Raw genomic sequence first — 12,860 nt, forward strand, 5'->3', positions numbered from 1 at the left:
CCGGCTCCCGAAGCGTCCGTCAGCCAGCCGGAATCAGTCGATACCCTGTATCAGCTGCTCCAGGCGCGAGCGGCCTTCCGGAGTGGACATCACCATCAGCACATCGCGCTCCTGCAAATGGTGGTTCGCCTGGGGATTGAACTGCCAGGAGTCGTCGCGCTGCAATGCCAGCACCATGCAATCCTTGTTGCTCTCATACAGCACGCTCAGGGGCTTCCCCGCCAGGCTTTCCGGAATGATGACTTCCTCCATGCGCAGATTGCTGTCCGTTTTCAGCATCTCGTCGAGGAAGTTCATGACATTCGGCCGCACCATCGCCGAAACGATACGCAGGCCGCCGCTGAAATCGGGGGAAATGACTTCATCGGCTCCGGCCCGCCGCGTTTTCTCGGCATTCTTCAAGGCGTGGCAGCGCGCCACCACGCGCAGATGCGGATTGAGCTGTTTTGAGCTCAGGCTGATGACCAGGTTGGCACTATCGTCATGCGCAACGGCGAACACCCCTTTCGCCCGCTGCACGCCGGCAGCCAGCAGCACGTCGTTGTCGGTCGCGTCGCCATGCAGGTAGAGCTGGGCGGGATGGTTTTCCAGGTACTGGTGGATGTTATCGAGATCGCTGTCGATGATGACCGAGGGACGCCCGGTCAGCTCCAGATCGTGCGCCACATTGCTGCCTACCAGGCCGACACCGCAGACGATATAGTGGTTCTTCAATTGCCCGATTTTGTTTTGCATCTTCTTTCTCCGCCGAAAGACATTGAGATCGTTTTCCAGCATGAATGCCGTCACGGTGGAAAGCACATATCCCAGCACGCCGATGCCGGCAATGCCGATGAACACCGTGAACAGCCTGCCATGCTCGTATCGCGTGACATCGACCACCTCGTGATAGCCGATGGTGGCGATGGTGATGAACGTCATGTAGAAGCAGTCTTCCCATGAGTACTGCGGGCCGCCGAGGATGCGATAGCCTATCGTGCCGATGACGAACACCGCGACCAGTGCCAGCAGGGCGATCAGCAGGTTGCGGAGTGCCCTGGATTCGTGATGGTCGACCACCCTATTCATCCTGCATGTCGGTTCCGGGGAACAGCACTTCGCTGAAACCGAAGTTCTTCATATCGCGGATGCGCATGGGATAGAGGATGCCGTCGAGGTGGTCGCATTCGTGCTGAACCACGCGCGCATGGAAGCCGCTGACGGTGCGGTCGATGATCGCACCGTATTCGTCGCGCCCCTGATAGCGCAGGTGGGTATAGCGCGGCACCAGACCGCGCATGCCGGGAACGCTCAGGCAGCCCTCCCAGCCCTCTTCCATTGCCTCGGACAGCGGCGTCAACACGGGATTGATGAGCACGGTCTGCGGAACGGTCTCCGCATCCGGATATCTCGGGTTGCTGTTCACTTCGAAGATGACCACGCGCAGGTCCACGCCGATCTGCGGTGCCGCGAGGCCGACGCCATCCATGGCCAGCATGGTATCCCGCATATCGACCAGCAATGCGTGCAACTCTGGTGTGTCGAACAGGCGCACCTCTTCCGCCCGCCGCAACAGACGCACATCGCCCATGCGCAAAACCTCTCTAGTCGCCATTCAGTTCCACCGCCCGTTCCAGGATGTTGCGCACCCGTTCCATGGCCGGGTTCATCACCGTTCCTATCGTCTCCAGGGGGACGCCGTCGCGGCTGTTGCCACGTCCGGCGGCATAGTTGACCACCACCGCGATGGTCGCATATGCCAGGCCCAACTCCTTGGCCAGCGCTGCTTCCGGCATGCCGGTCATGCCGACCATGTCTGCACCGTCACGCTCGATCCGGTTGATCTCGGCTGCCGTTTCCAGCCTTGGCCCCTGGGTGATGGCATGCACACCGCCATCCACACAAGTCTCGTTCGCACTTTTCACTGCCGCCAGCAAAATCTGGCGCAGTTTCTCGCTATACGGATGCGTAAAATCGATGTGCGTGACAGCCTTGTCCTTGCCATCGAAATAAGTGAAGTCCCGCCCATAGGTGTAGTCGATGATCTGGTCCGGCACCACCAGCGTGCCCGGCACCAGGTCGGCGCGGATACTGCCGACCGAGGTGACGGCGATGACGCTCGTAGCCCCCTGGTCGCGCAGGGCCCACAGGTTGGCGCGGTAATTCACCTGATGCGGCGGGATGGTGTGGCCGTAACCGTGCCTGGCCAGGAACATCAATTCGCGCTGATTGATGGTGCCGAAGGTCATCGGCCCGGACGGTTCGCCGTAAGGCGTACGCATCACCTGACGATGAGTGATCCTGAGGTTGCTTAATTGTGAAAAACCCGTACCGCCGATGATCGCCAACATATCAGTCTTCCCCTTGATGAAGCCTTCGAAACACCTGCCGGCCAGCCGCAACCAAGGCAAACGCCGGTCGGCCGGCTTCTTATACCGCGTAGATCGCAGGCAGGTTGCGCCACGCGCCGTGGATATCCATGCCATATCCGAACACGAACCGGTCCGGCAATGCCATGCCGACGAAATCGGCACGGATAGGCTTGCTCTTGCCATTCTCCTTGTCGGCGAATACCGCGCTGTAGAAACTGCTTGCGCCCAACTCCATCACGCGCTGCCTGATCGCCTGCAAGGTCTCGCCTTCGTCGAGGATGTCGTCCACCACCAGCACCACCTTGTTGCGCACATTTTCGCGCGGTGCGACCTTCCAGTGCAATTCGCCGCCCTGTTTCCCATTCCCGTAGCGGGAGACATGCAGGTAATCGAAATCGAGCGGAAAATCGAGCAGCGGCAGCAATTGCCCGGTAAACACCACGGCGCCGCCCATCACCGACAACACCAGCGGGTGCTGGTCAGCCAGCGTCGCATTGATCTCATGCGCCACCCGCCGCACCGCGGCCTGCACCTCGTCCGCCGAACGGATCTGTTCGGCATCCCGCAATATGGCACGCGCTTCCTGGTCGCTGATGCTCACGATACGGTCTTAAGATATGCGGCGAAATCCTTGCGCAGCTCTTCATGCTTCAAGCCGAACGCGACCTGTGCCTGCAGGTAGCCCAGCTTGGAACCGCAATCGTAGCGGATTCCGTCAAAGCGATAAGCCAGCAGCTGTTCGTCCTTCATCAGCTCGGCGATGCCGTCGGTCAGCTGAATCTCTCCGCCGGCTCCCGGCTGAATGTTTTCCAGATGGTGGAAAATGCGTGGGGTCAGGATGTAACGCCCCACCACGGCCAGGGTCGAAGGCGCCACTTCGGGTTTGGGCTTCTCCACGATACCGTGCACGCGTTCGATGTCCTTTTCCAGATTGGTGCTGCTGACGATACCGTATTGTTTGGTATGCGCACGCGGCACCTCCTGCACGCCGAGGATCGAGCATTGGTGCCTGGAGAATACATCCACCATCTGTTTGACGATGGGCGGCTCACCGTCGATCAGGTCGTCGGCGAGGATCACCGCGAACGGTTCGTCCTGGATCACCGGCTTGGCGCACAGCACCGCATGTCCCAAGCCCAGCGGTTCCGCCTGGCGGATGTAGATGCAGTTCACATGCTTGGGCACGACGGATTGCACCACTTCCAGCAAGGCGGTCTTGCCTTGAGCCTCCAGCGTGGCTTCCAGTTCGTAGGCTTTGTCGAAGTGATCCTCGATGGCGCGCTTGTTGCGCCCGGTGATGAACACCATGTCGGTGATGCCCGCCGCCACGGCCTCTTCCACCGCGTACTGGATCAGCGGTTTGTCCACGACCGGCAACATCTCCTTGGCTGTCGCCTTGGTGGCGGGCAAGAAGCGGCTGCCCATGCCGGCAACCGGGAACACTGCTTTGGTGATTTTCTGTTTCATGGTTTCTCGTTCTCTTTCAATTGTTCCAGCAACTGTTGCTCATCCCATACGGGCACATTCAATTCAAGCGCCTTATCCAGCTTGCTACCCGCCTCCGTGCCAGCCACCACATAATCGGTCTTTTTCGATACCGATCCGGCCACTTTGGCGCCCAAGGCTTCCAGACGCGATTTTGCCTCATCGCGGCTCAAACTGGCGAGCGTTCCGGTCAAAACGAAGGTCTTGCCTCTGAGCGGCAAGGTTTGCGTGCTAACGCCGTCGTGCTCGTCCCAATGCACGCCCAGTTCGCGCAACTGCTTCACCACCTCGCGGTTGTGCGCCTCGGCAAAGAAATCGACGATGCTCTGCGCCACTACGGGGCCGACGTCGGGCACTTGCAGCAATTGCTCCACGCTCGCCTGCATGATGGCGTCCAGCTTGCCGAAATGCCGCGCTAGGTCCTTGGCCGTGCTCTCGCCTACATGGCGAATGCCCAGCGCGAACAGGAAGCGGTTGAGCGTGGCCTGCTTGCTCTTCTCCAGCGCCGCGACGATGTTCTGCGCGCTCTTCTCGGCCATGCGCTCCAGCGCCGCCAGCGTCGCCACATCGAGCCGGTACAGGTCGGGCAAGGAGCGGATGATGTTCTCGTCCACCAGTTGCTCGACCAGCTTGTCGCCCAGGCCTTCGACATCCATCATGCGGCGTCCGGCGAAGTGCAGGATGGCCTGCTTGCGCTGCGCGGCGCAGAACAGGCCACCGGTGCAGCGCGCATCGGCCTCGCCCTCTTCGCGCACCACATGGCTGCCGCAGACCGGGCAGCTCGCTGGCATCTCAAACGCGCGCGCATCGGGTGGACGGCGCTCGGGCAGCACACCCACCACTTCCGGGATCACGTCGCCGGCGCGGCGCACGATCACGGTGTCGCCGATATGCACGTCCTTGCGGCGAATCTCGCCTTCGTTGTGCAGCGTGGCATTGGAAACCGTGGTGCCGCCGACGAACACCGGCTCCAGTTTGGCCACCGGGGTCAGCTTGCCGGTGCGCCCGACCTGTATCTCGATGTCGCGCACCACCGTAAGCTGCTCTTCCGCGGGGAATTTGTGTGCCACCGCCCAGCGCGGTTCGCGCGAGACGAAACCCAGCCTCTCCTGCAAGGCGATGCTATTCACCTTGTACACCACGCCGTCGATATCGAACGGCAGGCGGTCGCGCATGGCTTCAATACGGCGATGGAATTCCACCAGCCCCTGGGCACCTTGCACGACCCTGCACTCGTCATTTACCGGGAATCCCCATGCATCCAATTGCTTCAGCACTTCTTTATGTGTTTTGCGCCAATCCCAGCCTTCCACCTTTTCACCGAGTCCATAGGCAAAAAATTTCAGCGGACGCCGTGCAGCCAGCGCCGGATCGAGCTGGCGGATGCTGCCCGCAGCGCCGTTGCGGGGATTGACGAGCGTAGGCAAACCCAGTTCACGCTGACGTTCGTTGTAGCGCTCGAAGTCAGGGCGGGCCATGTAGACTTCGCCACGAACCTCCAAAATATTGGGACACATACCTTCCAGCGATAGCGGAATCTGGTGGATGGTGCGCACATTCTGCGTCACGTCCTCACCGGTCTCGCCATCGCCACGCGTAGCGGCCTGCACCAGCCTGCCCTGCTCGTAGCGCAGATTGATCGCCAAGCCGTCGAATTTCAGCTCGCAAATGTATTCAATTGGCGGGTCGTTTTCGTTCAAGTCCAACTCACGCCGCACTCGCGCATCGAACGTTATCGCTCCCTGGTCGCTGATGTCGGTCTCGGTGCGAATCGACAACATCGGTATGGCATGGCGCACCGGCTGAAACATATCCAGCGGTTTGCCGCCGACGCGCTGGGTTGGGGAATCAGATGTAAGCAACTCGGGATACTGTGCTTCGAGCGCTTGAAGCTCGCGAAAGAGTTTGTCGTATTCCGCATCGGGAACACGAGGTAGATCCTTCACGTAATACCAATAGTCGTAATCTGCAATCTGCGTGCGCAATAAAGCTGCGCGGCGTGTCACTTCCGAGCTTGCCATCAGGAGAACAATCTCAGGGCCTGCGCACTACCCGGCGTGATTTGCCCGGCCAGCATCAGCTTTTCCGTAGCCGCGACCTGTGCACGTATCTGGGCGATGGCACCGTCGCTCAAGGCCACGCGCTGATCGTCCGCCATGGAGGCGCGCAATGTCCTGGCCAGTTCCTGTGCCAACGCCACCATCTGTTCGAAACGACGGACAGGGTCAGCCACACGCGGGATGTCCAGCAGCAAGGTCAGGCTGTCGACACGCGATTGATTGAGGGTGTGATGCTGGAAAGGCCCCCCGTCGGACGCACCGAGGCTGAACAGGGTCTCGCCATTTTCATCCAGCAGGTGGAAGGCGCCATCGGATTGCAGGCCCATGCCGAGGCGTCCCGCCGCATTGGACACTTCGGTGCCGAACAGTTTCCGGTCGCCGCTGGTCAACAGGTTGATGCCTATCATCTGATCCACATCGGCACAGAAACGATCCAGCTCCTGGGCGCGCTTGACCGCCTCTTCGACCGAAGGCAGCTTGAGTTCCACCTGCAGCTGGCCGGCAATATCGCCGAGCAGGTCGCGGAATCCGGCCAGCCGCATCTCGCTGACCGATCCCGCCCTGTCCACCAGTTGCAGGCCTATCCTGAAGGCGCGGTATGTCTGTTCGCTTTCCGGGATCAAGCGTTCCCACAGACCGCTATGGGTGTTCAGGCCGCACGCCAGGACGGTCTTGCCGAAATCGAAACGGCGTTGCCATAGCGTTTCCAGTATCGCCGGCGTAATGGGGGTCTTCAGCAGCAGGGTGACGACATAATCGGTGGCATCGTTGAGCAGGCCGCACACGTCGCCTGTTGGCGGACTAATGGATTCGTTCGGGAACTCCTCCTCCAGCGGATCGCCTGCTTCTGCAGGATCAATCTTGGCGGGCGCTGCCTGAGCGGATGGATCGCCGGCAGACGGCTTGAATGCATCGCCCAGACTGCGTCGGTAACGCCATTGCTGCCAGAAACCGTATAAATAGACTCCAGCCACCACGATCAGTCCGATGGCCAACAGGCTCAGCTGAAATTCACTCATGTTTGAATACCGGGACGAACGCCATGTAGGAAATACGCGTGAATTATCTCAAATCCTTGCTTAGAATGGCAGGGCTTAAAGTTCTGCGTCCCCATGTCGCTAACCCTCAGGACGGCCATCTGCCATTCGGACAGTTGACGAAGGACGCCTGGAAGGCTCTACTAATGCCGCTTCGACCCGGCAAACCCTGGCCTCCAGGCAGCATCTCACCCGGAACCCCGCGCGAAGACGGGGCAAAGCGCCTCAAGTATCCGCTTAAAAAGGAAAGATCACATGCCATTCGAAATCATCGGTCAAAACGACAACAGCACAGCGCATCCGACCGTCGCGATCATCGACGACGAGTTCACCAGCCGCATCATCCTCGACCGGATCGTGCGCAGCCTGCAGCAGGATGTTTTTGTCCAGGGCTTCCCCTCACCGCTGGGAGCCATCGAATGGCTGCGGCTGAACCAGCCCGACCTGATCCTGGTCGACCACCTGATGGAAGAAATGTCCGGCCTGGATGTCGTGCAGGCGATACGTCGCATCCCCCACCTGCTGCATGTCCCCATCATCATGATCACGGTGACCACCGACAACGAGGTTCGCCACAAGGCGCTGGAACTGGGGGTCTCGGAATTCCTGTCCAAGCCGTTCAACCACTACGAATGCCAGATACGCTGCCGCAACCTGCTCTCACTGCACCTGCATCACAAGGAAGTATTGCATCGTTCCGAAAAGCTGGAGAAAGCCGTCACCGACGCGACGCGACGGATACTGGAGCGCGAACAGGAAACGCTTTTCCGGCTGGCGAGGGCCGGCGAATATCGCGATTCCGATACCGGCAACCATGTGTTGCGCATGGCCAAATTTTCGCGCCTGATCGCCGAGGGAATGGGGCTGGACGAAGACCGCTGCAGCCTGATCGAGATGGCTGCCCCCATGCACGATATCGGCAAGATCGGTATCCCGGACAATATCCTGCTCAAGCCCGGCAAGCTGAACCACGAGGAATTCTCGATCATGAAGACCCATTCCTCGATCGGTTACGGCATCCTCAAGAACAGCCATTCCAAGTACATCAGCCTTGGAGCCGAGATCGCCCTCTCGCACCACGAGAAATACGACGGCAGCGGCTACCCGAACGGCCTCAAGGGCAAGGCCATCCCGCTGGACGCACGTATCGTGGCCGTGGCCGACGTCTACGACGCCCTGACCTCGGAGCGCCCCTACAAGAAGGCCTGGACCAACCAGGAAGCGCTGGAATACCTCTACACCAACAAAGGCGCGCATTTCGACCCGGAATGCGTCGATGCATTCATGCTGCAGTTCAGCAAGGTCAGCATCATCCAGCAGCAACTGAAAGATACGGCACCTTCGCAGAAAGTGCAGGTGTGGCAATGAAAGAGCGGCTCGATTATTTCATACAGCAAGTCCGACAGCGGGAAGGCGAACACGAACAGTCGCTGCTCCGGGTGTTCTTCGCCTTGCCGATCTTCCTCTATCTGCTGGTCGAATATTATTTCGTCACCCCAGCGACAGTCGGTGTGCCGGTATTCATCTTCTCTGCCGTGTGGTTCTCGTGCTCTATCCTGCTGGTCATATACATTCTGTACAGCCGCAATACTTCCAGAAGAAGACAATGGGTTGCAATGTTCGCCGACATCTCCGCAGTAAGCGTCGGCATGCTGATGACCCAGGAAGCTGGCGTCCTGTTCTACGGCATCTACTTATGGGTCATCACCGGAAACGGCATCCGCTACGGCAAGGAATCCCTCATCAGCGCCTATGTCGCCAGCCTGCTCGGTTTCTCGGCAGTCATTTTCCTGAACGACTACTGGCACGACCACTTGCGCATTGCAGTTGGGCTTTGGCTCACATTATTGTGCATCCCGCTTTATATCCTGAAATTGCGAGGACAACTGAATGATGCCCTGGAAAAAGCCCAGGCCGCCAGCCGGGCAAAAAGCGACTTCCTGTCCAACATGAGCCACGAAATGCGCACGCCGCTCAACGGCGTGATCGGCGCAAGTGATCTTCTCCTCAGTACCCGGCTGGACGACGAGCAGAAGGATCTCGTGTCCACGCTCAAGAAATCGGCGCACCTCCTGCTGCAACTGATCGACAACATCCTCGATCTCTCCAAGATAGAAAGCGGGAAGCTGGTTTCAGAGAAGGTGGATTTCGATCTGCACAAACTGGTCAACAATACGCTGGAGATGTTCCTGTCCCAGGTCGAAAATAAAAGGATCGGTCTGTCCGTGCGTTTTACGCCGGAAACCTGTTTCAGGCTGCAAGGGGATCCCTTGCATCTGCAGCAAGTTCTGATCAACCTTGTAGGCAATGCGATCAAGTTCACCAGCAAGGGCAGCGTCGAGCTGAGAATCAGCACCCTGCAGCAGGACGACCACAAAACCGCGCTTCGTTTTGAGGTCATCGATACGGGCATAGGGATACCTCAGCAAGCGCAAGCCCGGATCTTCGAGAGCTTCACCCAGGCCGACCAGAACATCACCCGTATCTATGGCGGTACCGGATTGGGTACGACCATCTCCAAGCAACTGGTCGAACTGATGGGGGGGCAGATGGGCGTCCAGAGCGAACCGGACATCGGCAGCATCTTCTGGTTCGAGGTAACGTTCGACAAGCAAGCACATCACGCCCAGAGCGAATCCAAACCGGTACTCGATCAACTCTATGTGCTGACCATCGGCCTGCCGCGCAACGAGCAACTCGCCGTGACCGACTATACGAACAGCTGGGGAATACGTTGCGAACATGCCGCTTCGCTGACCCATTTCTTCACCTACCTGATCGACAAGAATCCCGCACGCCCGTCCAATCTGGCGATTCTCTGTTTCCCGCAAAGCATCGGAATGACGGCACAAGACTTCGCCGCCAACATCCGGGAATTGCGTGGGAAGCAGAATCTTTCGCCGATCTTGCTCAATCCGGATCTGCATAACCACAGCGAAGGTGAGTATCTCGATGCCGGATATTCCTGCCTGCTGCGTACGCCGCTCGACAAGACGCTGCTGTTCAATGCCCTGCACGGGATCATGGCGCCGCGCCCCTCGGAAGGGGTGATTTCCTTCAAGGAACATTACGAGCGCAGCACCGCCAGCAAACGCGGGGTGCGCATACTGGTCGCCGAGGACAACGGCACCAGCCAGCAGATCATCGCGAAGATACTGACGCATGGCAATCACAAGGTAGACCTGGTCGAGAATGGCGAGCAGGCACTGGATAAGCTGGAGGAGAATACTTACGACCTGCTCATCCTGGATATGAACATGCCGTTCATGGGCGGCCTGGAAGTGATCAAGGTGCATCGTGCGCTGTCCAGACAGCCTATCGAGACGCCGGCGATCATCCTGACTGCAAATGCAACACCGGAGGCCAGGCAGGAATGCGAACGCGCCGGGATCGATGCCTATCTGACCAAGCCTGTCGACGCGCTGACTCTGCTCGATACCGTAGCGCGACTGACCCTCACCCCGGCGAAGATCGATGCCCCGGAACTGGCTCACCCAGTGGAACAGATCGCCAAGGGCTTGATCAACGAAGACACCTTGCACCATCTGGCGCTGCTGGGTGGAAACCAGGAGGATTTCCTGCAAACGGTCATCTACGGTTTCTTGCTGGAAACGGAAAAGTTGCTGGAAGCTTTGCGCATCGCCCTATCCAGGCAGGATTATGCAACGCTGAAGGAACTTGCTCACATTCTGAAAGGCAGCTCGGGAAACGTGGGCGCCGAGGTCCTGTTCTCGGTCTGCAGCCGGATATTGACGCTCAATGAAGCCGAACTGAGAAGATCGGCGGCAGACTTGCTGGAAGAAGCGTCAGGTTGTTATCCGGCCACCCGGGCCTCGTTGTTGCATTATTTGAACGGGGCCCATCAAGCTACCGTATAACAATTTCAGGCTGCATCTGAAAAGCTGGGCTGAACTTGCGGATGCAGGAACAGTTTTTCCTGAGAACGCACAAAACGATCCATTACCTTGAGGTCTTTCTCATTCAGTTTGAGCGCCGCATCGACCCAAACGATTGTAATGTCGATCAACTCCTGGTAGGTAAGCGGATTAAATCTATGCCGCGCTTTCTGCACAGCCAGGAATCCATTGGAGCGCCGTTCCTGCCTTTTGATGTATTCGTTGACCGCCTCTACGCCCTTGCCCTCTTCTGCAAGAATATCGATCAATCCGGCTTCATGCAGTTCTTCTGCGCTGTAAATCTTGCCGCTCAGGATCATTTTCTCGGCAAACTTGGGGCTCACCTTTCTGGCAATCAGGCTATATGCCCCCATGCCCGGAAATAAATTGAACAATATCTCCGGGAAGCCCAACTGGCACTTACGTTCCGCAATGACAATATCGCTGGCCAGTGCTGCTTCGAGGCCGCCCCCCAAAGCATCACCTTGCAACAAGGTAATCGTTGCCACAGGCATGTCGAAATGGCGCATCCTTGGAAAAATGACATCGATGCAAGCGACCGCATATCTCAGGAGCGCTTCGCGATCCTGCTGCCGAATCAGCTGCCTGAACAGAGCAAGTTGCCCGCCAAGATTGAATACACCTGGGGTGATTGATGCCAGTACTGAATAACGAATATCGTGAAATGCCCCACCGTACAGCAATCTGCCTCTGCAGCCCTCGATTGACCGATGGTGATCTCCAAGATCCTGAAGCAATTCAGGTGTAACGCATGGGACCGCATCCTGACTCACCAATGTCCAGAGAACACCGTATTCCGGATCGAATTGAGTGCGAAGTTGAGAATATTCTGCCTTCAGTAAATCGTGTGGATGCTGAACGGGTTTCATTCTTGTCTTCTCCTGTTCAATTCGAGATGGCGCGCATCATAATCCCCCGAATCCAATTCGAGAAGCCCGAACCGGTTTCGGGAGTGCCGGCTAAACCAGCGGCAACTCGCCTTCGGTGATGCCGATGTTCGCGATTTCGTGCAGTGCCTTGATGAAATCCGCATCTTCATGCAGTTGCGCCAGCGTTCTCGGATGGGGACGCCCGTGCATTTGCGCCAAGCGCGCCTTGCTCTGGACAGGCATATCCCACTGCAGACCGGCCAGGAGATCGTCTGCCGATTGCGGCTTGTTGCATACCAGCACCATATCGACGCCGGCATTCAGCGCCGCCTCGGCGCGCTGTACGATGCCGCCGGCCACCGTCGCCCCTTCCATGCTCAGGTCGTCGCTGAAGATGCACCCCTCGAAGCCCAGTTCGCCACGCAGGATGTCTTTCAGCCACACCTTGGAAAAACCGGCCGGATTGGGGTCGACCTTGGGGTAAATCACATGCGCCGGCATCACCGCAGTCAGGCCGTAATTGACCATCTGACGGAAGGGGATGAGATCGCACAGTTCAATATCGATATAGCTGCGTTCGTCTACCGGGATCTCCACATGCGAATCCGCTTTCACGTAACCATGTCCGGGAAAATGCTTGCCCACAGTCGGCATGCCCCCTTGCCTCAACCCCTGCAACAGGCTGTGCGCCAGCTCGGCAATGGCTTGCGGTTCTGAATGGAAGGCACGGTCGCCGATCACGCTGCTGCTGCCGTAATCCACGTCCAGCACCGGCGTGAAGCTGAAATCCACTCCGCAAGCGCGCAGTTCGGAAGCCAGCACGAAACCCACTTGCTGGGCCAGATGCTTCGCACGCTTGGGATGTTCGTTCCATATCTTGCCGAGTTCCCGCATCGGCGGGATGCGCGTAAACCCTTGGCGAAAACGCTGCACCCTGCCTCCTTCATGATCCACTGCGATCAGCAATGGCGGTGTGCGAAGCGCATGGATGCTCGCCGTCAAATCGGCAAGCTGGCCAGGCGATTCGTAATTGCGCGCAAACAGGATCACGCCGCCGACCAGTGGGTGGCTGAGGCGCACCCGGTCTTCGTCTGTCAGTTGTTTTCCCAGCACATCCAGCATCACCGGCCCGTTGCCCATA

Annotated in this window: 11 protein-coding genes; 2 read left to right on the top strand and 9 right to left on the bottom strand. The window is 58.5% G+C overall.

The features are described from left to right. Positions 1-33: 33 nt before the first annotated feature. The 7 genes from L6418_RS08220 to L6418_RS08250 all read right to left on the bottom strand — a co-directional run bounded on the left by L6418_RS08220 (position 34) and on the right by L6418_RS08250 (position 6,915). Positions 34-1,068 carry a TrkA family potassium uptake protein gene (locus L6418_RS08220; RefSeq protein WP_237246441.1) on the bottom strand — a complete coding sequence of 345 codons (1,035 nt, stop codon included), beginning with the start codon at positions 1,066-1,068 and terminating at the stop codon, positions 34-36. Next, positions 1,061-1,594 (bottom strand): peptide deformylase, encoded by a 534-nt coding sequence (gene def, locus L6418_RS08225; protein ID WP_237246442.1) that lies wholly within the window; start codon positions 1,592-1,594, stop codon positions 1,061-1,063. The genes L6418_RS08220 and def overlap by 8 nt, the downstream gene beginning before the upstream one ends. Beyond that, positions 1,584-2,330 (bottom strand): S-methyl-5'-thioinosine phosphorylase, encoded by a 747-nt coding sequence (locus L6418_RS08230; protein WP_237246443.1) that lies wholly within the window; start codon positions 2,328-2,330, stop codon positions 1,584-1,586. The genes def and L6418_RS08230 overlap by 11 nt, the downstream gene beginning before the upstream one ends. A 79-nt stretch (positions 2,331-2,409) precedes the next feature. Next, complete coding sequence (locus L6418_RS08235; protein ID WP_408641576.1) at positions 2,410-2,946, bottom strand: hypoxanthine-guanine phosphoribosyltransferase; 537 nt, start codon at positions 2,944-2,946, stop codon at positions 2,410-2,412. Between the two features lie 2 nt (positions 2,947-2,948). After that, positions 2,949-3,818 (bottom strand): UTP--glucose-1-phosphate uridylyltransferase GalU, encoded by an 870-nt coding sequence (galU, locus tag L6418_RS08240; protein WP_237246444.1) that lies wholly within the window; start codon positions 3,816-3,818, stop codon positions 2,949-2,951. Further along, a complete protein-coding gene (gene ligA, locus L6418_RS08245) occupies positions 3,815-5,857 on the bottom strand; it encodes an NAD-dependent DNA ligase LigA (RefSeq protein ID WP_237246445.1) in 2,043 nt (680 codons plus the stop codon). The genes galU and ligA overlap by 4 nt, the downstream gene beginning before the upstream one ends. Further along, the gene (locus tag L6418_RS08250) at positions 5,857-6,915 is read right to left on the bottom strand and encodes a cell division protein ZipA C-terminal FtsZ-binding domain-containing protein (RefSeq protein WP_237246446.1); all 1,059 of its coding nucleotides are present in this window, start codon (positions 6,913-6,915) and stop codon (positions 5,857-5,859) included. Before L6418_RS08250 ends, ligA begins: the two co-directional genes overlap by 1 nt. Positions 6,916-7,188: 273 nt before the next feature. On the opposite strand from L6418_RS08250, the gene L6418_RS08255 reads away from it, so the two are divergent. Continuing rightward, the gene (locus L6418_RS08255; protein ID WP_237246447.1) at positions 7,189-8,301 is read left to right on the top strand and encodes an HD domain-containing phosphohydrolase; all 1,113 of its coding nucleotides are present in this window, start codon (positions 7,189-7,191) and stop codon (positions 8,299-8,301) included. Next, positions 8,298-10,811: an ATP-binding protein gene (locus L6418_RS08260; protein WP_237246448.1), complete on the top strand. Its 2,514-nt coding sequence runs from the start codon at positions 8,298-8,300 to the stop codon at positions 10,809-10,811. The genes L6418_RS08255 and L6418_RS08260 overlap by 4 nt, the downstream gene beginning before the upstream one ends. A gap of 5 nt (positions 10,812-10,816) precedes the next feature. Here L6418_RS08260 and L6418_RS08265 read toward each other — a convergent pair whose 3' ends face one another. Next, positions 10,817-11,719: a crotonase/enoyl-CoA hydratase family protein gene (locus L6418_RS08265; RefSeq protein ID WP_237246449.1), complete on the bottom strand. Its 903-nt coding sequence runs from the start codon at positions 11,717-11,719 to the stop codon at positions 10,817-10,819. A 90-nt stretch (positions 11,720-11,809) separates the two neighbouring features. Further along, positions 11,810-12,859 carry a beta-N-acetylhexosaminidase gene (nagZ, locus tag L6418_RS08270; RefSeq protein ID WP_237246450.1) on the bottom strand — a complete coding sequence of 350 codons (1,050 nt, stop codon included), beginning with the start codon at positions 12,857-12,859 and terminating at the stop codon, positions 11,810-11,812. Between the last annotated feature and the right edge of the window lies 1 nt (position 12,860).

The sequence above is a fragment of the Sideroxyarcus emersonii genome (assembly GCF_021654335.1).
GTDB lineage: Bacteria > Pseudomonadota > Gammaproteobacteria > Burkholderiales > Gallionellaceae > Sideroxyarcus > Sideroxyarcus emersonii.